The organism is Xanthomonas sp. BRIP62411, from assembly GCF_003993525.1.
In the GTDB taxonomy this organism is placed as follows: Bacteria; Pseudomonadota; Gammaproteobacteria; order Xanthomonadales; family Xanthomonadaceae; genus Xanthomonas; species Xanthomonas euroxanthea.
In genome coordinates this window covers 596,909-617,660 of sequence record NZ_QEZI01000008.1, presented here as the reverse complement: position 1 = coordinate 617,660, position 20,752 = coordinate 596,909, and the positions used below count along the sequence as shown (strand labels likewise).

Here is a 20,752-nt window from a genome sequence, read left to right as displayed (position 1 = left end):
ATCCCCAATCCCCAATCCCGGCTATTCCATCGCCAGCAGCAATTTCCACTGCGCGGCGGTCACCGGCAGGATCGACAGGCGGTTGCCGCGGGCGATCAGCGGGAAGCCTTCACCCAGCGCATCGGCCTGCTGCTTGATCTCGTCCAGTGCGATCGTGCGCTTGAGTTTGCGTTCGAAGGCCACGTCCACCAGCATCCAGCGTGGATCTTCGCGGGTGGCCTTGGGGTCGTGGTAGTCGGACTTGGGATCGAACTGGGTGTCGTCCGGATACGCGTCGCTGGCAACCTTGGCGATGCCCACGATGCCCGGCACCTTGCAGTTGGAGTGGTAGAAGAACACTCCGTCGCCGACATGCATGCCGTCGCGCATGAAGTTGCGTGCCTGGTAATTGCGCACGCCGTTCCACGGCTCGGTGCCGACACGCTCCAGATCATCGATGGAAAACGTGTCCGGCTCGGACTTCATCAACCAGTAGCGCTTGCGGGCAGTCATACGGAAACGGCGTCGTCCTTCAGGAAGGTGGCGTGTTCGGTGCAGATCGCATCCACTGCCACGTCCCAGGATTCGGTGGGCAAGGTGGGCAACTGCTGCGCGGCGAAGCCGGCGCCGACCAGCCAGGGCGGCGGCGTCTGGCGATGCCGGAACGCGAAGCTGCGATCATACCAGCCGCCCCCCATGCCCAGCCGCCGGCACTGCGCATCGAAACCGGTCAGCGGCGTGACCACCAGCGCCATCTCCTCGGCTGCCAGCAGGTCGGCGCGTTCCACGTCCGGCTCGGGGATGCCGTAGCGATTGCTGACCAGGCCCTGGCCCGGCCGCCACGGCGCAAAGCGCAACACGCGCCCGTCCAGCACCGGCAGGCAGTAACGCACGCCGGCCGGCAGACTCAGTTGCCAACGGTGCAGCGCGATTTCGCCATCCATCGCCCAGTACCCGGCCACCGCACCGGTCTGCGGCGCAAACGGCAGCGCCAGCAGGCGCTCGGCCAGCGCATCGGCGGCTGCCAGTCGCTGCGTCGCCGGCAGGCTGCGGCGCAGCGCGCGCAACTGCTGGCGCAAGGCGTCTCGGTCGTTGGTCATGGTGTCTCGCAGCGATAGGCGGGCCGGTATTGTCGATGGCGTGGATGCGCCTGCCTAGTGCGTGTGTATCGACGGATTTCCAGCTCCTGCACGGCTCTGGCCTGTCGCTGGGCGCATGTGCGTGAAGCGGTGGCCGGGTTGCGCGTCGCGCATGCGCGCATCATGTCCGGGCGCAGTGATCGCAGCAGTGGCGCAGCCACGCTGCGTGCACATGCCGCATGTTTCAGGCACACAAAAAGAAACGGCGCCCGAAGGCGCCGTTTCAGATTTGCATTCTCCGCCGTGAACGATGCGGGCGAAACGACCTTGAACCCGGGGTTCAAGTGGGGACGTTGTGAGGCCATCGGGCTTCCCGCTACAAGGCGGACTTGCACTCCCGGCTTCGTCGCGCCCCCGTGGTCGTAATTAAGGGACAAGGCGAATGTTTTGCACGCTGTCGTTTACAGCAGAGAACGCAGGTGAAGTATAGACCTCTGCTGCGCGATGGCTAGCCCATTCGTCGGCCGGCGCAATTGAAAGTTCATATTTGCGACGACAGTGCGAACCGCACCTCAACGCGGTGTGTCGGAGACGCTGTCCAGGCGGCGATTCAAGCTGTCCAGCGTATTGGCCAATTCACGGTCGTAGAGCGCTTGCTGCTCGCGCAGCTGTTGCAATTCGTGCGCCAGATTGAGTGCGGCCAACACCGCCACGCGATCTACCGCCGCCATGCGATTGCTGCCACGAATCTCGCGCATGCGCAGATCCAGCAGGCGCGCCGCGGCGGTGAGGCTCTCGCGTTCCTCGGCAGTGACGCCAACCGTGTATTCACGATCCAGGATGCGCACGCTGACCGGCTCGTTGGTGCTCACGTGTGCTGCTCCAGGGATTTCAGGCGGACGATCATCGCTTCCACGCGCGAGCGCGCCTGCTCGTTCTTGGTCAGCAGCTGCGCGCGCTCGCCGATCAGCTGTTCCTGCTGATGGCGCAGGCTGCGGTTCTCGTCAGTCAACCGCTGGCTACGCTCGACCAGGGTCTCCACACGGGCGGCAAGTGCGCGGATCTGGGCGAGGGCAGCGGCGTTGTCCATCTGCTCACGATAGGCGCGCGCGCGCGCGCCGGTCAAGCGCCCGGTTGCCGCCCGCTCACCTGCCGTCGGGCCAATCCCGACAAGGGCTGCCACGGGCCTCGCCCCAGCCGGCGTCATGTGCGTGGAACGCTGCATGGAACGTACCGCTGGCGGCCGATGCAGGGTGCCTTGATACACTGGGGAGTCACATCGCCGGCGCCCGTGCCGGTACCTTCTGTTCTCAGCCTGGATGACCCGATGGATCTGCCCGATGTAACCGCCGTGCAAAACGAAAGTCGCCAGCTGGAGCTGGCTTCCTCCGCAGCGGAGTTGCATGGTGGATTGTGCGGGTGGCTTTCCGGCGGGGGTGCCGACAGCGGCGACTGGCTGGCGCGCATCCTGGCCGACACCGCGCAGGTGGCGCCCAGGCAGGGCGGGGCGCTGGACCAGATGCGTCAGGCCACGGTGGCGCAGCTGGAAGACCGCGATTTCGCCTTCGAGCTGCTGTTGATCGACGACGGTGCACCGCTGGCGGCGCGCACCGATGCCTTGTTCGACTGGTGTCGCGCCTTTCTGGGCGGCTTCGGCCTGGCGGCGCAGCAGCGCCCAGCACTGACCGAAGAGGGCGAGGAGGCGCTGCAGGACCTAGCGCGGCTGGCGCAGGCGTCCAGCGACGATTTCGATGCGGCCGATGAGGACGACACCGCCCTGGCCGAGATCGAAGAGTTCGTGCGCGTGGCGGTGCTGTTGCTGCATGGCGACTGCGTGATGGGGCCGCGCTTCCGCCAACGGTTGAACTGACCGCGTCTGCGCCATGAAGAAGCTCACCGGGATCGGCGCGGCCGAGTACGCGCGTCGGCGCAAGCAACTGATGCAGATGGCCGGCGATCAGGCCATCCTGATCCTGCCGGCCGCACCCGAGCGGGTGCGCAGCCACGACACCCACTACCCGTACCGGCAGGATTCGGATTTCTGGTACCTGAGCGGCTTTCCCGAGCCGGAGGCGGTGCTGGTGCTGGTGCCGGGCCGCAAGCATGGCGAGGCGATCCTGTTCTGCCGCGAGCGCGATGCCGAGCGCGAAGCCTGGGATGGCCCGCGCGAGGGCCAGGAAGGCGCGGTGGAGCGCTACGGCATGGACGATGCGTATCCCATCGACGATGTCGACGAGATCCTGCCGGGCCTGCTGGAGGGGCGCAGCCGCGTCTATTACCACTTCGGGCGCGACGTGGATTTCGATCTCAAGCTGATCGGCTGGCTCAAGCGCGTGCGCGAGCAGGTGCGCCACGGCGCGCAGCCGCCGCACGAATTCCTCGAGCTCGGGCATCTGCTGCACGAGCAGCGGCTGTTCAAGTCGCGCGACGAGATCGCGTTGATGCAACACGCCGCCGACATCAGCGTGCGCGCCCATCGCGCCGCCATGCGGATGGCGCGGCCGGGCATGCATGAGTACGAACTGCAGGCCGAGGTGGAGCGCGCGTTTCGCGCCGCCGATGCCTGGCCGGCGTATGGCAGCATCGTCGGCACCGGCAGCAATGCCTGCGTGCTGCATTACCGCGCCAACAATGCGCGCAGCCGCGATGGCGAGCTGGTGCTGATCGATGCCGGTGCCGAATACCGCGGCTACGCGGCCGATATCACCCGCACCTTCCCGGTCAACGGCCGTTTTACCCCCGCGCAACGCGCGCTGCATGATCTGGTCGGCGCGGCGCAGGCTGCCGCACTTGCACAGGCGCGCCCCGGCGTGGCCTACGAAGCCGGGCATCTGGCCGCGGTGCAGACCCTGACCGAGGGGCTGCTGCAGTTGGGCCTGCTCAAGGGCAAGCTGGAGCGCAATATCGCCGATGGCCATTACAAACGCTTCTATCGCCACAAGACCGGCCACTGGCTGGGGCTGGATGTGCACGATGTGGGTGACTACCGGCTGGCCGGCGACTCGCGTCTGCTCGAGCCCGGCATGGTGTTCACCATCGAGCCGGGGCTCTACATCTCCGCCGACGACACCACGGTGGAGGCCAGGTGGCGCGGCATCGGCATCCGCACCGAAGACAATGTGCTGATCACCGCCGACGGCCATCGGGTGCTGACCGATGCCTTGGCACGCAGCGCCGAGGAGATCGAAGCGGAGATGGCGGATCGCGACGCGTTGGGTGCAGGGCGCGGCAACGCCGATGGTGAGCGGACCTGACGCGGATCGTTGCATTGCGCTGCAAGGCAACGCGCGCGCTGCAGGTGGTGTTCCGATTGCCCGGCGCGTGCGATTGCGCCGGCGTTGTTACTCAAGACACGCTCTGCCCGGCGCCGCACAGGCATGCCGCGCCGGGCCGTCTGTTGCGAGGCCGTGCTATTGACTGAGCTGCGGTGTCTGGGTGCGCTCGGGCTGCTGGACCTGCTCGCTCGATGCGGAAAGCTGCTGCGCGCGCGCGAACGACTGCTCTTCCGGCGTGCGCAATGCCTGCTCGGTCTTCATGTGCGCGCGCAGATGCGCCGGGTTGGCCGGATCGCCCTGCACCACGAACACGTTTTCGCCGCCGTGCACGCCGCGGTGGTTGGCCTCGCTCATCAGCACGTGGTCCACGCGCGACAGGCCGCCTTCCTTGGCCAGTGGCAGCAACGCTGCGCTGAGCCGATCACTGGTCTGGTCGGATGCGCGTCCATGTGCCGCATCGATTGCATGCACGCCGCGCTGGATCTGCTGGTACATCGGGTGGTCGGGATGCGAGGGTTGACGTGGATCGTGCATGGCAATGCTCCGTGCTGTGCAAAATGACTCAGGGGGCGGCAAACACCGGGCGGGTCAGGTTTTCAGCGGCGCCATCGGTGCATACCACCTCGTCTTCGATGCGGATGCCGCCGTAGGGTGTGAACTGCGCAACGCGCGCCCAGTCGACGCTGGCGGCGTGGCCGTTTTTCTTCACTTCGTCCAGCAGCATGTCGATGAAGTACACGCCCGGTTCGATGGTGACCACCATGCCCGGTTCCAGTACGCGGGTCAGGCGCAGATACGGGTGGCCGTCCGGGCGTTCGATGCGCCCGCCGCGGTCACTGGCCGCAAAACCGGCCACGTCATGCACCTGCAGGCCGATCAGATGGCCCAGGCCGTGCGGGAAGAACGCGGCGCTGACGCCGGTGGCGAGCGCAGCTTCCGGCGACACGGTGAGGATGCCGAAGTCCTTGAGGATGCCCATCAAAGCCAGGTGCGCATCCACATGCAGTTGCTTGTAATCCACCCCGGCGCGCACGTTCTGGCCCATGCGGATCTGCGCGGCATCGACCGCATCGATCAGCGCCTGGAATTCGCTGCCGGGGTCGGCGGCATAGGTGCGGGTGATGTCGCTGGCATAGCCGTAGGCCGATGCGCCGGCATCGATCAGGAAGCTGCGCAGCGGCTGCGGCGGCTGCTGGCCGAGCTCGGTGTAGTGCAGCACTGCACCGTGTTCGTTGAGCGCGATGATGTTGCCGTACGGCAGCTCGGTGGCGTCCTGGCCGACGGCGGCGCAATAGGCCATGTGGATGCCGAACTCACTCTGGCCGGCGCGGAAGGCCGCTTCGGCCGCGCGATGGCCGCGTACCGCCAGTTGCTGGGCGATGCGCAGCAAGGCCAGTTCGTAGGGCGTCTTGAAGGCGCGCTGATACTCCAGGTAATCGAGCACCGGCTGCGGGTTGTTCGGCACATAGGCACCGAGCGCGCTCTGCGCCTCGCCCAGGATGGCGCAACGTTCGATCTGCCTGGGCAGCAGCGCCACTGCCTGGTCCGGGGTGCGGATGATGTGGATGTCGCAGTGTTCGACCCACCAGCCACTGGGGGCGTCGGGCACCACATGCCAATAGTCCAATGGCTGGCAGAAGATCAGCGTCGGGCGCTTGCCCGGGGTGTAGACCAGCCAGCTGTCGGGCACCCGCGTCAGCGGCACCCAGGCCTTGAACTGCGGATTGACCGCGTACGGGTAATCGCGGTCGTCGAACACCTGGTAATGCAGGCTGCCGCTGGGCACGACCAGGTGGTCGAAGCCGCCGCGTTGCAGCGCCTCGTCGGCGCGCGCGGTCAGCGTGCGCAGGTGGTCGGAATACAGGTGGCTCAAGGACGGCTGGGGCATGCGGGACTCGATCGGCAATGCAAAGACAGGGCGCGATTTTGCCGTAATCGTGGTGATGCTGTCCTTCAGCCCAGCATGTGTTCTTCGGCGATCCAGGCGCGCAGGCGTTGGCGATGCGGCTCGGACATGGTCAGGAAGCGGAAGCCGGCCCAGGCCTGTCCGGGTGCGTGCGCGGCTTCGGTCCACAACAGATGCACGCCGACGTCGATCTCGGTGGCGCGGCCGATGCGCTCGGGCAGGCTGAAGCGCAATTGATACAGCGCATCATCCTGCAGCGGAACCGAGGCCAGCAGCAGCATGCCGGTTTCCGAGACATTGCCCACCCGGCCGATCTGCGCCTCACTGAGCATGTCGGTCACCGGTACCAGGTCCGACGGCTGGCGGCGCGGTGCGCGGCGGGTGTCCTGGATCATCGGGTGGCCTCGGCAGCGGGCGACTGGCCGGCCAGGCTGCGCAGCGTGCGCACGGTGGCATGCCAGGCGCGGTCGATCAGGCGCGATTTCTCTTCGACCAGCAAGCGTGCCTGGCCACCGGCCATCAGCCGCGACAGGCCATCGAGCGAGTGCTCGCCGACCTTCTGTCCGCGCTGATTGACGAACAGCGCGTTGTCGGTCATCGGGCTATACCAGGACAGCCGTTGCCGGCGCAGGTCGCCCTGCTGGTTGATGACGAATTCGAACCAGCTGCCGAACGGCAGGCTACGCAGCTGCGTGTAGCACGCCTCCTCGGCTGGCGAACGCGCGGTGGCGATGTCCCTGCGCGGCGCGCTGTCGCCCTGGTCACCCAGCCGCGTGCGCGTCTTGAGCCTGGCGGTGAGTTCGGTGCGCGAGGTCATCTCGTCCTCGCCACCGGGCGTGGACAGGCGCCGCGCGATCGCCGCCGCTTCATCGTGGTGGTAGCCAACCTGCAGCAGCGCGGTGTCGATCTCGGTGCCGAGCGCGATGTCGGCGGGTTGCCCCTTGCTGCGGCAGGTGACTTCGGCAATGCGGGTGGTCAGCGCCTGACGCTCGTCCCATTCGGGCGACTGCTCGCCCTGGCGCAGCAGCGTCAGCGTCAGCACGTCCGACCAGGCCTGACGCAGCAGCGCCTGCACGAAGCGCGGCGGGGCGCTCTGCTCGCACAGTTGCTCGATGCGCGCCTCGGCCTGCTGCTTGGCCGACTCCAGCCGCTCCTTGCCGCGCGCCGCATCCACATGGCGCCGCTCGGCGACCTCGGCTTTGCGGGCCAGCGTGCGCAGATGCGTCTGGATCTCGTCGTTGGCCGCGGCGAACACGGCCTCGTCGCCCTGATAGTCGGTGACGATCCTGTCCACCGCGCTGCCCAGCTTGTGCAGCAGTTGCGGGTCGACATCGTCCTCGCCCAGCCAGACCGCGCCGGATTCGGCCACGGTGTTGAGCAATTCGCGCACCGGGTGCTGGTCGCGCACGAAGAAATGCGTATCGGCCAACGCCGCGCGCACCACCGGGACCTGCAATTTGGCGAGCAGGGCCTGCGCCGGGGTCTGCGGGCGGACCTCGCGTTGCATCTGCGCGTAGAGCAGGCCGAGCAGATCGAAGGTGTCGGTGTCCTGCGGCGACAGCGCAGCCTCGGGGCCGTGTTGGGCCCGCAGCAACGCCAGCACCTGGCGCTGCACCGCATCGATGCCGGCAGGCTGCGGCGATGCCGCCGCCTGCGCCGCCAGCGCGCCCTGCAGGCTGGCCAGTGCGTCGCCGAGGGCGGCTTTGGGCACGGCCGTGGAGGCACGCTGGGCCGATGCTTTCTCAGGTGTTGCCTGCGCGCCTGTCGCAGGCGCTGCGCCGTGCTGTGCAGCCTCTTGAGTCGCCGCTGCGCCGACCTCGCTGGCCGCCTGCGACTGCCGCGCCGACGCCATCAGGCCGCCCAGCGCCAGCACTGCATTGCTCAGTGCAGGTGTCGCCTGCTCACCGTAGGTGGCCGTTGCCAGTGTCATCGGAACAGCGGGCGGATCTAGCAAGGCGCTCTGCCACGGCGTCGGTGCGGACTGCCCGCTCCAGCCGGTTGCAGGTCGCCCGCCGCGCGGCGGCATCGCGCGCCCACTGGTGGCCGCAGCATCCATCGCTGCGGTGGCTGATGCAGGCGTGGCGCGCCGGGTCTGCACCTGGGTGGGTTTGACCAGATAGGGGTGATAGATCAGTCCCGGCAGGATGCCTTCCTGCGCCAGTGCGCCGTTGGCACGCTCGTACAGATCGTTCAACCGTTCGACCACCTGACGCTCGAACACGCGGTAGAGCGTCAGCTGCCCATCCAGGCTCAATCCCAACGTTTGGCCGCACTGGCGCAGCACGCGGCACACGGCGTACGGGCCCAGCGGCACGGCTTCCAGTTCGAATTCGGGCACCGCGCCGATTACTGCCAATCGCTGTGCCAGCAATTGCAGCGCATCGGCGCGGCGGGAGGTCTCGCGGCGGGCAATCTCGCTGAGCACGATATCGCGGTCGATATCGGTGTCTTCCACCAGGGTGAGCATCTGCGGATGCGCTTGCGCTGATGCGTCGGCTGCCGGCGTCAGCGACGGGCGATCGCGCAGCGTGGCCAGGTCCTGCGCCAGCTGCTGCAAGAACGCCTGCGGAAACAGATCGATGTGATCGCGCAGGCCGCGCATCTGCGCATAGGCTTCGGCCTGGATCTGGCTGCTGCGTGCATGCTCGGCCTGATGCAGCAGCTCACGTTCCAGCTCCACGACGGTCAGCCGCAGCGGCCCGCTGAGCGCCTGCACGCAATGGGCGTGCAGCGCGGCAAGCAGGTGCCGCCCGCGCACGGAAACCGGCGCATCGGCGATCGGGCCGCTGGGCGTGTGCTGCAGGGAAAAGGCGGGAGTGGACATCCGTGAAGGCGGGCTCGGTGCGAGGCGTGCGTTATGTAGCACGTTTTCCCATCGGTCAGCGACCGCGCGGCCGCGAGACGTGCCTGGCCAGATCCGGTCGCCACTCTGACGCGGACGGCGCGCATGGCACGACTCGCTGGATCTGCGCGCCAGTGCCGTCGCGTGCGCTACCGATCATGGCGCGGCGTGCTGGCTGCTGTGCCGCGCCGCGATCGCCGTGATTAGGCAAGAAACAGCTCGACCACGTCATTGGTGAAGCGGCGGCCCAGCTCGGTCGGCACCACGCGTCCGTCCTGCGCGGTCATCCAGCCTTGCGCAATCGCGCGCGCCACCGGCAGCTCGATGACCGACGCCGCCAGCCCGGTGGAGACTTCGAAGTCGCGCAGCGCGAAGCCCTCGTGCAGGCGCAACAGGTTGAGCATGTATTCGAACGGCAGCCGCTCGCGCGGCACGATCTCGTCGCCACCAATCGATGCCGTGCTGCCGGCGCTGGCCAGGTAACTCTGCGGGTGCTTGTGCTTCCAGCGTCGCAACACATGCTGTTCGGCACCGGAGCTGATCTTGCCGTGCGCGCCGGCGCCGATGCCCAGATAATCGCCGAAGCGCCAGTAATTGAGGTTGTGCGCGCACTGCCGCCCGGGCCTGGCGTAGGCGCTCACCTCATACTGCGCATAGCCGGCCTCGGCCAGCAGGCGCTGGCAATGTTCCTGGATATCCCAGGCCGCATCGTCGTCGGGAATGCCCTTGGGCGGCCGCGCGAAGAACACCGTGTTCGGCTCCAGCGTGAGCTGGTAATGCGACAGATGGGTGGGCTGCAACGCGAACGCGCGTTCGAGATCGCGCTCGGCCTGCGCCAGGGTCTGCTCGGGCAATGCATACATCAGGTCGATGTTGAAATTGTCGTAGCCGGCATCCTGCGCCAGCGTGATTGCACGCTCGGCCTGGGCACTGTCGTGGATGCGACCCAGCCGCTGCAGCGCCACGTCGTCGAAGGTCTGCACACCGAAGCTCAGCCGGTTCACCCCGGCGGCGCGATAGCCGTCGAAGCGGCCATGCTCGGCGGTGCCTGGATTGGTTTCCAGGGTGATTTCCAGATTCGGCGCAAAGCGCAGCCGCGCGGCGGCGGCCTGCAGGAAGCGGTCGATCGCCTCGGGCGGGAACAGGCTCGGGGTGCCGCCGCCGAAGAACACCGAATGCACCACGCGCCCCCACACCAGCGGCAGGTCCGCATCCAGGTCGCGGATCAACGCATCCACATAGTCTTCGAACGGCAGCACGCCCTTGGCCGCATGCGAATTGAAGTCGCAGTACGGGCACTTGCGCACGCACCAGGGCAGGTGCACGTACAGCGACAGCGGCGGTGGAATCAGGTCGGGCACTGCATCAGGCCATGGTTCACAGCGACAGGGCGTGCAGCTTGTGCTGCAACGTGGCCAATGCCACCGCACGGTGACTCAGCCGGTTCTTCAACGCGGTATCCATTTCCGCAGCGGTCAGGCCATGCACCGGATCCAGAAACACCGGGTTGTAGCCGAAGCCGCCCGTGCCGCGCGGTTCGGTGGTGATCACCCCTTCCCAGCTGCCTTCGGCGATCAGCGGTTGCGGATCTTCCGGGTGACGCAGCAGCACGATCACCGCGTAGAACCGCGCGCTGCGGCGCTCGGCCGGCACCTCACGCAGGGCATCGAGCAACTTGGCGTTGTTGGCCTGTGCATCGGTCGGGCTGCCGGCGTAGCGCGCGCTGTACAGGCCGGGTGCGCCGCCGAGGGCATCGACGATCAGGCCGGAGTCGTCTGCAAGTGCGGGCAGGCCGGTGACGGCGCTGGCATGGCGCGCCTTGATCAAGGCGTTCTCGACGAAGGTCAGGCCGGTTTCCGGCACGTCCTCCACACCGAGCTCGCCTTGCGCCACGATGCGCAGCGGCAGGTCGGCGAGCATGGCGCGCAGTTCTTCCAGCTTGCCGGCGTTGCCGCTGGCCAGGACCAGGTGTTTCATTGCTTGGGCTCCAGCAGGTCCCACTTGGTACCGTACAGGTCGCGGAACACCACGACCGTGCCGTACGGTTCCTCGCGCGGGGTTTCCAGGAATTGCACGCCGAACGCCTGCATTGCCGCGTGGTCGCGCCAGAAGTCGTCGGTGTAGAGAAAATGATCCACCCGCCCACCGGTCTGGTCGCCGATACGCGCGCGCTGGGCGTCGTCGCCCGGCTGCGCGAGCAGCAGCGCGGCATCCTGTGCGCCGCCCGGGCCGATCACCACCCAGCGCTTGCCATCGTCCAGCGGGCGGTCCTGCAACACCTGGAAACCCAGCGCGCCGGTGTACCAGGCGATCGCCGCATCGTAGTCGGCGACCAGCAAGGTGGTCAGGGCAATGCGTCGGCTCATCCGGCCAGCGCAGCGCGTTGCAGGGCGAACAGCTCGCTCATGCCTTGTTCGGCGAGGGCGAGCAGCGCGTTGAGTTCGTCGCGGCGGAAGGCGTGGCCTTCGGCGGTGCCCTGCAGCTCGATGAAGCCGCCGCCGTCGTTCATCACCACATTCATGTCGGTGTCGCAGTCGCTGTCTTCGGGGTAATCCAGATCCAGCACCGGCTCGCCGCGATAGATGCCCACCGACACCGCGGCCACGGCGCCGATCAGCGGATGCTTCTTGATGTCGCCGCGCTTGAGCAGCAGGTTCACCGCATCGGCCAGCGCCACGTAGGCGCCGGTGATCGCGGCGGTGCGGGTGCCGCCATCGGCCTGCAGCACGTCGCAGTCCAGGGTGATGGTGCGTTCGCCCAGGGCATTGCGATCCACGCAGGCGCGCAGTGCGCGGCCGATCAGGCGCTGGATTTCCAGCGTGCGCCCGCCCTGCTTGCCGCGCGCGGCTTCGCGATCGGACCGGGTATGGGTGGAGCGCGGCAGCATGCCGTATTCGGCGGTCACCCAGCCTTCGCCCTTGCCGCGCAGGAACCCGGGCACGCGGTTTTCCACGCTGGCGGTGCACAGCACGCGGGTGTCGCCGAAGCTGACCAGCACCGAGCCTTCGGCGTGACGGGTGAAGGCGCGTTCGATGCGCACCGGGCGCAGTTGGTCGGCCATGCGGCCGCTGGGACGGGAAAAGGTCATGCGATGAGTCCGGAAGTCGGGAGGTGGGTCTGGGGCGGCGCGTGGCGGGGCGGTCAGCCAGCGCGGGCCGCTAGGGTACCATTCGCGCTTTGAAGGTACGGGACTGACGATGATTCGAAGCATGACCGCGTTTGCGGGTGGCGAACGCATCACGCCCTGGGGCACGCTCGGTTGCGAGCTGCGCTCGGTCAACCATCGGTTTCTGGAAGTGGGCGTGCGCCTGCCCGAAGAACTGCGTGCGCTGGAGCCGCTGCTGCGCGAGCGCGTGGCGGCGAAAAACAGCCGCGGCAAGCTGGATCTGGCGCTGCGCCTGCGCGCGCCGGACAACGCGCAGACCCTGGCCGTCAACGAATCGCTGCTGCAGGAACTGGGCGCACTGGCCACCCGCCTTGACGGGATGTTCCCCAAGCTGCAGGTGGGTTTCACCGATCTGCTGCAGCTGCCCGGGGTGCTGCAGGTGCAGGACGTGGACGCACCGGCGTTGCAGGCCCAGGCCCTGGCATTGCTGGACGAGGTGGTGGACAGTTTCGTGGCCGCGCGCGAGCGCGAAGGCGGCAAGCTGGCCGATGCGATCAGCGAGCGGGTCGATGCGATCGAACGCATCGCCGCCGAGGTACGCACGCTGATTCCCGTCATCCGCGAAGGTCAGCGCGCCAAGCTGGCCGCACGCCTGGCCGATCTGCCGCATCCGGTAGACCCGGGCCGCGCCGAACAGGAACTGGTGCTGTGGCTGCAGAAGCTGGACGTGGACGAAGAGCTCGACCGCCTGTCCAGCCACATCGCCGAGATCCGCCGCGTGCTCAGGCAGCGCGAGCCGGTCGGCCGCCGCCTGGATTTCCTGCTGCAGGAATTCAACCGCGAAGCCAATACGCTCGGCTCCAAGTCGGTGGACAGCCGCACCTCCAACGCCGCCGTGGATCTGAAGGTGCTGATCGACCAGATCCGCGAGCAGGTGCAGAACATCGAATAGCCGGGAATAGGCAATCGGGAATGGGGAATCGTCAAAGCAGGTACGATTCACCCTTGGCCTGCTTGCTTGGCGCGGTGCCCCATTCCCTATTCCCGACTCCCTATTTCCTAAAATGCGCGGCACTCTCTATATCGTTGCGGCCCCTTCCGGCGCCGGCAAGAGCAGCATCGTCAACGCCACCCTGGCGCGTGATCCCAAGATCGCCTTGTCGATCTCGTTCACCTCGCGCGCGCCGCGGCCGGGCGAGCGGCATGCCGAGCACTACCATTTCGTCTCCGCCGACGAGTTCCAGGGCATGATCGAGGCGGGCGACTTCTTCGAGTATGCGCTGGTGCACGGCGACTGGAAGGGCACCGCGCGCCAATCGGTGGAGCCCCAGCTGGCCGCCGGGCACGACGTGTTGCTGGAGATCGACTGGCAGGGCGCGCGCCAGGTGCGCCAGAAGGTGCCCGACGCGGTCAGCGTGTTCATCCTGCCGCCGTCGCGCCAGGCGCTGGACGAGCGCATGCGCAAGCGCGGCCAGGACAGCGAGGACGTGATGGCGCAGCGCCTGGCTGCCGCCCGCGAAGAGATGCTGCACTTCGAGGAATTCGATTACGTCATCATCAACGAGACGTTCGAGACAGCTGTCTCGGAGATGTGTGCGATCTTCACCGCCAGCCGGCTGCGCCGGCAGGCGCAACAGCAGCGGCATGCGGAGCTGATCCGGGCCCTGCTGGACTGAGCGGCTCAAACCCCTGATTCCAAAGGAAACTGAATAGGCCCAGGTTGCCGTGACGGCGGCCGGGGCGTACACTCCGCCCCCTTTCCCTCATTCGATGCGCGGCCGTTGCTGGTCGCCGGGAGCCCGCATGGCCCGCATTACCGTAGAAGATTGCCTGGAAGTCGTGAACAACCGTTTCGAGCTGGTCATGATGGCGTCCAAGCGCGCCCGTCAGCTCGCCAACGGCGTGCAGCCGTTGATTGAAAATGCCGACGCCAGCGACAAGCCCACCGTGATGGCACTGCGCGAAATCGCCGCACGCCGGATCGACAACGCACTGATCGACGAGGTCGAGAAGGCCGAGCGCGAGCGTGCCGAGCGCGAAGCGCTGGAATGGGCCGCTGCCGAAGTCGTCGCCGACGAAGACATGTCCAAGAACGACGATTGATCGTCCGCATCGCTGCGATCGATCTGAACAGCCCGCCACGTGCGGGCTGTTTCCGTTTCAGGCCCGCGTTGCAGCGTGCAGCGTGCAAACGTTTGCCGTGACTGCGTTGCTGGCATAGTCTTCCGGCATGAACCCAGGCCCCACTGCCCAGGCGACCGTCGTGACGTCTCCGTCTTCCGACCAGGCCATCCCCGACTACGTCCTGCACCTCGAACGCGCGGCCAGCTACCTTCCCAAGGAGCAGCTGCCGATCCTGCGCCGTGCCTGGGAAGTGGGCGCCAGCGCGCATGCCGGCCAGACCCGCAAGTCGGGCGAGCCCTACATCACCCATCCGGTCGCGGTGGCCGGCGTGCTCGCCGAGCTCGGCCTGGACATGGAATCGCTGATCGCCGCGATCCTGCACGACACCATCGAAGACACCCCGCTGACCCGCGAAGAGCTGGCCTCGGAATTCGGCGAGGCGGTGGCCGAGCTGGTCGATGGCGTCACCAAGCTGGACAAGCTCAAGTTCCGCGACCGCCAGGAAGCGGCGGCGGAAAGCTTCCGCAAGATGCTGCTGGCGATGTCGCGCGACCTGCGCGTGATCATGATCAAGCTGGCCGACCGTCTGCACAACATGCGCACCCTGGGCGCGCAGAGCAGCGAAGCGCGCGGCCGCATCGCGCGCGAAACGCTGGAGATCTACGCGCCGATCGCCCAGCGCCTGGGCATGAGCCTGATCAAGTCCGAGCTGCAGAACCTGGGCTTCCGCGCGCTGTATCCGTGGCGTCACGCCATCATCGAAAAACATATCCGCAGCCAGCCGGTGGTGCGTCGCGAATCGATGGCGCAGGTGGAAGTGCAGCTGTCGCAGCGGCTGGCCAAGGAAGGGCTGGAACATCGCCTGGTCAGCCGCATCAAGACGCCCTGGAGCATCTATTCGAAGATGCACGAAGAGAACAAGTCCTTCGACCAGGTGATGGATGTATTCGGCTTCCGCCTGGTGGTGCGCTCGGTGGCCGACTGCTATCACGCGCTGGGCGCGGTGCATGCCACCTTCAAGCCGCTGGACGGGCGCTTCCGCGATTTCATCGCCATTCCCAAGGCCAACGGCTATCAGTCGCTGCACACCGTGTTGTTCGGCCCGTACGGCTCGCCGATCGAGGTGCAGATCCGCACCGAGGAGATGGACCTGATCGCCGAACGCGGCGTGGCCGCGCACTGGACCTACAAGGTCGGCTCTGCCTCGCCCAACAGCGCGCAGAGCCGCGCGCACGACTGGATCGTGGAGCTGATCGATTCGCAGCGCGCCGCAGGCTCGTCGCTGGAGTTCCTGGACAACGTCAAGGTCGACCTGTTCCCGGACGAGGTCTACCTGTTCACGCCCAAGGGCAAGATCCTGGCGTTGCCGCGCAACTCCACCGCGCTGGATTTCGCCTACGCGGTGCACACCGACGTGGGCAACCGCGCGGTCGCCTCGCGGGTGGACAAGAAACTGGTGCCGCTGCGCACCAAGCTGGTCAGCGGCCAGGCGGTGGAGATCATCACCGCGCGCTCGGCCACGCCCAAGCCGCAGTGGCTGGAGTTCGTGGTCAGCAGCAAGGCGCGTACCGCGATCCGCCACCAGCTCAAGCAACTCGAACACGAAGATGCCGTGCAGCTCGGCCACCGCATGCTCGATCGCGCGCTGGAAGCGATGGACAGCTCGCTGGAACGCTTGCCCAAGGGGCGCCTGGATGCCTTCCTCACCGAGCATCGCTATCCACGCCTGGAAGCGCTGCTGGCCGATGTGGCGCTGGGCAACTGGATGCCGACCCAGGCCGCGCAGGCGCTGATGGCCTACGCCGAATTGCGCGGTGGCGGCCACTCCAAGCATTCGCACGAAAAGATCCTGATCGACGGCAGCGAGCGTGGTGTGATCAGCTTCGCCAACTGTTGCCAGCCGATTCCCGGCGACGAAATCATGGGCTACCACACCGCCGGCAAGGGCATCGTGGTGCACCGCCTGGATTGCCCGAACCTGGCCGAGCTGCGCAAGTCGCCCGAGCGCTGGGTGCCGATCGACTGGGATTCCAGCGTCAGTGGCGACTACGACACCGCCCTGATCGTCGAGGTGGAAAACCGCACCGGCGTGCTGGCCCAGCTGGCCGCGGCGATCGCGCAAAGCCAGTCCAATATCGAGCGGGTGGATTACCTGGACCGCGATTTCAACGCCGCGGTGCTGCGCTTCAACATCCAGGTGCGCGACCGCCGCCATCTGGCCGAGGTGATGCGCCGGCTGCGGCGGCTGCATGTGGTGCAGAGCGTGGGGCGGCAGTAGGCGTCCAGGGGCGTGCCCGGGGGCCGGCCTCCCGGATCGGTTCGCGGCGAAGGCGCTGCGCTTTTCTCTCTGCGGCGTAGCGTCCTGCAGGGCGGGCGAAACGGTTGATGCAGCGCAGTGCTGGCATCGTGAGTTGTACTGCAGGCGCCGCGGCGGAAGCGCTGCTTGCTCGCGACGGCGGGGACTGCGTGTGCCTGGCGGTTGTTCGATGCGATGTCTGCGCTCGGCTTGTCATGCCTGCTGTTACGGCGCTGCGCGGTGTTCGTTGGACGTGGATGGCATGCACCGCACCCGCCTTCAGGACACTCCGGCGTGCGCGTGTCGGCCAACCTCGACGCCGAAGCTCTTGGAGCAGGTGTTGCTGTGTGACTGCGGCGAGCAGTCCTGCTTGAATCGCGCAGGCGCGGGTTCGCCGTGCTCAGGCAATCAATCGGCGCAGCGCCGGATTGTCGTTGTCCTGCTTCCATACCAGATGCAATTCCACCGGCGTGGCAGGCGCCTCATCGCGCAGCGGCAGGTACACGATGCCGGCATAGCGCAGGCCGCTGGCCCCCTCGGGTACCAGCGCCATGCCCATGCCGCCGCGCACCAGCGCCAGCACCGAGTGGATCTGGCTGACGTATTGTACCGAGCGTGGCGCGATGCCGCGGCTGCCGAACAGCTGCGCCAGCAGGTCGTAGAAGTAGCGCGCCTCGTCCGGGGCGTAGTTGACCAGCGGCTGCCCATCGAAGTCCTGCAGGCACAAGCTGCTCCGCTGTGCCAGCGGCGAGTCCTCGGGCAGCGCGGCGATCAACGGCTCGCGCGCCACGCAACGACTGTGCAGGCCGGGGCGCTGGATCGGCGGGCGTAGCAGGCCGATGTCCAGTCGCCCCGCGTCCAGTGCATCCAGCTGCGCCAGGCTGACCATTTCCTTGAGCTGCAGGTCCACATCCGGTGCCTGCCTGCGCCAGCGCGCGATGGCTTCGGGCAGGAAGCGGTAGCTGGCGCCGGCGGTGAAGCCCACCGATACGCTGCCGGCATCGCCGGTACCGATCCGGCGCGCGCGCAGGCCGGCGTTCTCGGCCATGCGCAGGATCGCGCGCGCTTCGGCCAGCAGGCTGCGCCCGGCCTGGGTGAGCCGCACATGCCGGCTGTTGCGCTCCAGCAATGCGGTACCGACGCTGTGCTCCAGCAGCTGGATCTGGCGGCTCAATGGCGGCTGGGTCATGTTCAGGCGCTCGGCCGCGCGACGGAAGTGCAGTTCGTCGGCCACCGCGACGAAGCAGCGCAACTGGGGCAGGTCGAACATGGTGGCAGTCCCTTTGGGTGGGGAGTGGGGGCGAATTCGATGCTGCACGTGCAACATCGCGACGCGCGGGGCCGGGCTGAAAACGGCACAGGCGCCGCAGGCGGCTGCAACGAACGCGAGCATCCGCCGCGATGACGGCTACGAAAAATCGTTGCAAAGCAGCGATTTGCAGCACTTTCGCACCATCCGTGCCGTGATTGATTCAATTTGCGTATCAAACAATACGTAATTTGGTTTGGACCAGCAATGATCTGCGTTCCTAGGATCAGCCCATCCCCCGCCTAGGAGCGTTTGTCCGATGAGCAGCAGATATACCCCGTCCGAAATGGCCCAGGCGCTTGGCGCCGGGTTGCTGTCGTTTCCGGTCACCCATTTCGATGCCGATCTGGCGTTTGACGAGCCGGCCTATCGCGCCAACCTGGACTGGCTGTCCTCCCACCCGGCGGCCGGCCTGTTCGCCGCAGGCGGGACCGGCGAGCTGTTTTCGCTGACCCTGGACGAGGTGAACCGCGCCGTGCGTGCCGCGGTGACCCAGACCGCCGGGCGCATGCCGGTGATCGCGCCGGCCGGCTACGGCACCGCGATCGCGATCGAAATGGCGCAGGCGGCCGAACGCAGCGACGCCGACGGCATCCTGCTGTTTCCGCCATACCTGACCGAGTGCGATGCCGACGGCGTGGCCGAGCATGTCGAACGCGTCTGCAAGGCGACCTCACTGGGCGTGATCGTCTACGGCCGCGCCAACGCCAGGCTCGACGATGTGACCCTGGCGCGCGTGGCCGAACGCTGCCCCAACCTGGTGGGCTACAAGGACGGCATCGGCGACGTGGATCGCATGACCCGCATCTACGCACGGCTGGGCGACCGGCTGCTGTACGTGGGCGGCCTGCCCACCGCCGAAACCTTTGCACTGCCGTATCTGGAAATGGGCGTCACCACCTATTCGTCGGCCATCTTCAACTTCCTCCCCGAATGGGCGCTGGCGTTCTATGCCGCAGTGCGCGCCCGCGACCACGCCACCATCTACCGCGAGCTCAACGACTTCGTACTGCCGTACACGGTGTTGCGCAACCGGCGCGCCGGCTATGCGGTGTCCATCGTCAAGGCCGGCATGCGTGCGGTGGGCCGCCCGGCCGGGCCGGTGCGCTCGCCCTTGGCCGACCTGACCGAGGCCGAATTTGCGCACCTCAAGCAACTGATCGGAGGGCGCCGCTGATGCATGCCATCCAGGGCGAATCGCTGATCGGGCAGCGCTGTGTGCAAGGCACCGGTGCGCCATTCCATGGCGTGGATGCGGCCAGCGGCGCGTCGTTGCAGCCAGCGTTCGGCTCGGCAAGCGTGCAGGATCTGGAACAGGCCTGTGCGCTGGCGCACGCGGCCTTCGATATCTATCGCGACACATCGCTGGAAGCGCGCGCCGGCTTTCTGGAGACCATCGCCGAGCAGATCCTGGCGCTGGGCGATACGCTGATCGAACGCGCGATGCGCGAAAGCGGCCTGCCACGCGCACGCCTGGAAGGTGAACGCGGACGCACCGTGGGGCAGTTGCGGTTATTTGCCGACGTGGTGCGCGAAGGCAGCTGGCTGCAGGCCCGCATCGACCTCGCCATGCCACAGCGCACGCCGTTGCCGCGCGCGGACCTGCGCCAGCGCCATATCGCGCTGGGGCCGGTGGCGGTGTTCGGCGCCAGCAACTTTCCGCTGGCGTTCTCGGTGGCCGGCGGCGATACCGCTTCGGCCCTGGCGGCCGGCTGCCCGGTGGTGGTCAAGGCGCATGGCGCGCATCCAGGCACTTCCGAACTGGTCGGCCGCGCGATCCAGGCCGCGGTGGCGCAGTGCGGCTTGCCGGAAGGGGTGTTCTCGCTGCTGTTCGATGCGGGGATCGAGATTGGCGCGCAGCTGGTGGCCGATGCGCGCATCAAGGCGGTGGGCTTCACCGGCTCGCGTGCCGGCGGCATGGCGCTGGTCAAGATTGCCGCGGCACGCCGCGAACCGATTCCGGTGTATGCGGAGATGAGCGCGATCAATCCGGTGTATCTGTTGCCGCAGGCGCTGCAGGCACGCGCGTCCGACCTGGGCAAGGCGTTCGTCGGCTCGCTCACCCTGGGTGCGGGACAGTTCTGCACCAACCCCGGCCTGCTGCTGGCAATCGATTCGCCGGCGCTGGATGCCTTCATCGCCTCCGCAACGCAAACGCTGCAGGAAGTCTCACCGGCGCCGATGCTCACCGCAGGCATCGGCCAGGCGTACGCGCAAGGCGTGCAACGGTTGGGTGCGCATCCGCGAGTGGCCACGCTGGCGCGTGGCGCGGCGGCGGACACGGGGCGTTGCCCGGCGGCGTTGTTCGGTACCGATGCCGATGCCTTCCTGGCCGACGAAGCGCTGCAGGCCGAGGTGTTTGGCGCCTCGTCGCTGCTGGTGCGCTGCAAGGACATCACCCAGTTGCGCGCATTGAGCGAACAACTGGAGGGCCAGCTCACCGCCACCTTGCACATGGACGACGGCGATACCGAGCTGGCGGCCGCGCTGCTGCCGGTGCTGGAGCGCAAGGCCGGCCGCATCCTGGTCAACGACTGGCCCACCGGCGTGGAGGTCTGCCACGCGATGGTGCATGGCGGCCCGTTCCCGGCCACGTCCGACAGCCGCAGCACCTCCGTGGGCACGCTGGCGATCGACCGCTTCCTGCGACCGGTCTGCTACCAGGATTTGCCGGCGGCGCTGTTGCCGGCGGCCGTGGCGCACGGCAATCCGCTGGGCCTATGGCGGCGCGTGGACGGCGCACTGGGCCACGACTGACCGCCCCGCTCGCAACGTTGCCTGAGGCGTGCCGGAGGAGGGTCCGGCACGCCAATCGCAGGCCCACTCGAAGTACCGA

21 protein-coding genes and 1 other RNA gene are annotated in these 20,752 nt (G+C 67.4%); 8 read left to right on the top strand and 14 right to left on the bottom strand.

Annotated elements, in window-relative coordinates:
• Positions 1 to 21: 21 nt before the first annotated feature.
• The 5 genes from EO139_RS06945 to EO139_RS06925 form a co-directional block, all read right to left on the bottom strand.
• The gene (locus EO139_RS06945; RefSeq protein ID WP_164739261.1) at positions 22 to 492 is read right to left on the bottom strand and encodes an EVE domain-containing protein; all 471 of its coding nucleotides are present in this window, start codon (positions 490 to 492) and stop codon (positions 22 to 24) included.
• On the bottom strand, positions 489 to 1,079 hold the full coding sequence (locus EO139_RS06940; RefSeq protein WP_126969880.1) for a 5-formyltetrahydrofolate cyclo-ligase: 591 nt from the start codon (positions 1,077 to 1,079) through the stop codon (positions 489 to 491). The genes EO139_RS06945 and EO139_RS06940 overlap by 4 nt, the downstream gene beginning before the upstream one ends.
• A gap of 270 nt (positions 1,080 to 1,349) precedes the next feature.
• Positions 1,350 to 1,534, bottom strand: a non-coding RNA gene (gene ssrS, locus EO139_RS06935) — 6S RNA.
• 96 nt (positions 1,535 to 1,630) lie between these two features.
• Complete coding sequence (locus tag EO139_RS06930) at positions 1,631 to 1,930, bottom strand: cell division protein ZapA (RefSeq protein WP_104584736.1); 300 nt, start codon at positions 1,928 to 1,930, stop codon at positions 1,631 to 1,633.
• Complete coding sequence (locus EO139_RS06925; protein WP_126970033.1) at positions 1,927 to 2,148, bottom strand: TIGR02449 family protein; 222 nt, start codon at positions 2,146 to 2,148, stop codon at positions 1,927 to 1,929. The genes EO139_RS06930 and EO139_RS06925 overlap by 4 nt, the downstream gene beginning before the upstream one ends.
• Before the next feature lie 237 nt (positions 2,149 to 2,385).
• On the opposite strand from EO139_RS06925, the gene EO139_RS06920 reads away from it, so the two are divergent.
• Both EO139_RS06920 and EO139_RS06915 read left to right on the top strand, forming a co-directional pair.
• Entirely contained in the window at positions 2,386 to 2,928 is a 543-nt protein-coding gene (locus EO139_RS06920; protein ID WP_024938111.1) for a YecA family protein, read from the top strand.
• A 13-nt stretch (positions 2,929 to 2,941) separates the two neighbouring features.
• A complete protein-coding gene (locus EO139_RS06915; protein ID WP_126969878.1) occupies positions 2,942 to 4,312 on the top strand; it encodes an aminopeptidase P N-terminal domain-containing protein in 1,371 nt (456 codons plus the stop codon).
• A 156-nt stretch (positions 4,313 to 4,468) separates the two neighbouring features.
• Here EO139_RS06915 and EO139_RS06910 read toward each other — a convergent pair whose 3' ends face one another.
• From EO139_RS06910 to rph, 8 genes are all read right to left on the bottom strand, one after another.
• The gene (locus tag EO139_RS06910) at positions 4,469 to 4,867 is read right to left on the bottom strand and encodes an XVIPCD domain-containing protein (protein ID WP_126969876.1); all 399 of its coding nucleotides are present in this window, start codon (positions 4,865 to 4,867) and stop codon (positions 4,469 to 4,471) included.
• Between the two features lie 28 nt (positions 4,868 to 4,895).
• Positions 4,896 to 6,221 (bottom strand): Xaa-Pro dipeptidase, encoded by a 1,326-nt coding sequence (pepQ, locus tag EO139_RS06905; RefSeq protein ID WP_126969874.1) that lies wholly within the window; start codon positions 6,219 to 6,221, stop codon positions 4,896 to 4,898.
• 65 nt (positions 6,222 to 6,286) lie between these two features.
• On the bottom strand, positions 6,287 to 6,634 hold the full coding sequence (locus EO139_RS06900; protein WP_104584744.1) for a PilZ domain-containing protein: 348 nt from the start codon (positions 6,632 to 6,634) through the stop codon (positions 6,287 to 6,289).
• Positions 6,631 to 9,063: a DUF1631 domain-containing protein gene (locus EO139_RS06895; RefSeq protein WP_126969872.1), complete on the bottom strand. Its 2,433-nt coding sequence runs from the start codon at positions 9,061 to 9,063 to the stop codon at positions 6,631 to 6,633. The genes EO139_RS06900 and EO139_RS06895 overlap by 4 nt, the downstream gene beginning before the upstream one ends.
• Positions 9,064 to 9,284: 221 nt before the next feature.
• Positions 9,285 to 10,442: a radical SAM family heme chaperone HemW gene (gene hemW, locus EO139_RS06890; RefSeq protein ID WP_119127477.1), complete on the bottom strand. Its 1,158-nt coding sequence runs from the start codon at positions 10,440 to 10,442 to the stop codon at positions 9,285 to 9,287.
• A 16-nt stretch (positions 10,443 to 10,458) separates the two neighbouring features.
• Positions 10,459 to 11,058, bottom strand: coding sequence for an RdgB/HAM1 family non-canonical purine NTP pyrophosphatase (gene rdgB, locus EO139_RS06885; RefSeq protein ID WP_164739757.1), 600 nt, complete (start codon positions 11,056 to 11,058; stop codon positions 10,459 to 10,461).
• The gene (locus EO139_RS06880; protein ID WP_126944401.1) at positions 11,055 to 11,447 is read right to left on the bottom strand and encodes a VOC family protein; all 393 of its coding nucleotides are present in this window, start codon (positions 11,445 to 11,447) and stop codon (positions 11,055 to 11,057) included. The genes rdgB and EO139_RS06880 overlap by 4 nt, the downstream gene beginning before the upstream one ends.
• The gene (gene rph / locus EO139_RS06875) at positions 11,444 to 12,169 is read right to left on the bottom strand and encodes a ribonuclease PH (RefSeq protein ID WP_126944398.1); all 726 of its coding nucleotides are present in this window, start codon (positions 12,167 to 12,169) and stop codon (positions 11,444 to 11,446) included. The genes EO139_RS06880 and rph overlap by 4 nt, the downstream gene beginning before the upstream one ends.
• 109 nt (positions 12,170 to 12,278) lie before the next feature.
• On the opposite strand from rph, the gene EO139_RS06870 reads away from it, so the two are divergent.
• From EO139_RS06870 to EO139_RS06855, 4 genes are all read left to right on the top strand, one after another.
• The gene (locus EO139_RS06870; protein WP_024938120.1) at positions 12,279 to 13,139 is read left to right on the top strand and encodes a YicC/YloC family endoribonuclease; all 861 of its coding nucleotides are present in this window, start codon (positions 12,279 to 12,281) and stop codon (positions 13,137 to 13,139) included.
• 112 nt (positions 13,140 to 13,251) lie between these two features.
• Positions 13,252 to 13,863 carry a guanylate kinase gene (gene gmk, locus EO139_RS06865; protein ID WP_104584754.1) on the top strand — a complete coding sequence of 204 codons (612 nt, stop codon included), beginning with the start codon at positions 13,252 to 13,254 and terminating at the stop codon, positions 13,861 to 13,863.
• Positions 13,864 to 13,990: 127 nt separating this feature from the next.
• Entirely contained in the window at positions 13,991 to 14,290 is a 300-nt protein-coding gene (rpoZ, locus tag EO139_RS06860; protein WP_002812428.1) for a DNA-directed RNA polymerase subunit omega, read from the top strand.
• A 127-nt stretch (positions 14,291 to 14,417) separates the two neighbouring features.
• Positions 14,418 to 16,589 (top strand): bifunctional (p)ppGpp synthetase/guanosine-3',5'-bis(diphosphate) 3'-pyrophosphohydrolase, encoded by a 2,172-nt coding sequence (locus EO139_RS06855; protein ID WP_104584756.1) that lies wholly within the window; start codon positions 14,418 to 14,420, stop codon positions 16,587 to 16,589.
• A gap of 418 nt (positions 16,590 to 17,007) precedes the next feature.
• Here the strand turns inward: EO139_RS06855 and EO139_RS06850 are convergent, their stop codons facing one another.
• Positions 17,008 to 17,877 carry a LysR family transcriptional regulator gene (locus EO139_RS06850; protein WP_115677331.1) on the bottom strand — a complete coding sequence of 290 codons (870 nt, stop codon included), beginning with the start codon at positions 17,875 to 17,877 and terminating at the stop codon, positions 17,008 to 17,010.
• Between the two features lie 298 nt (positions 17,878 to 18,175).
• On the opposite strand from EO139_RS06850, the gene kdgD reads away from it, so the two are divergent.
• Together kdgD and EO139_RS06840 are read left to right on the top strand one after the other, a co-directional pair.
• The gene (gene kdgD / locus EO139_RS06845) at positions 18,176 to 19,093 is read left to right on the top strand and encodes a 5-dehydro-4-deoxyglucarate dehydratase (protein WP_115677330.1); all 918 of its coding nucleotides are present in this window, start codon (positions 18,176 to 18,178) and stop codon (positions 19,091 to 19,093) included.
• A complete protein-coding gene (locus EO139_RS06840; RefSeq protein ID WP_126969870.1) occupies positions 19,093 to 20,673 on the top strand; it encodes an aldehyde dehydrogenase (NADP(+)) in 1,581 nt (526 codons plus the stop codon). The genes kdgD and EO139_RS06840 overlap by 1 nt, the downstream gene beginning before the upstream one ends.
• Positions 20,674 to 20,752 lie beyond the last annotated feature (79 nt).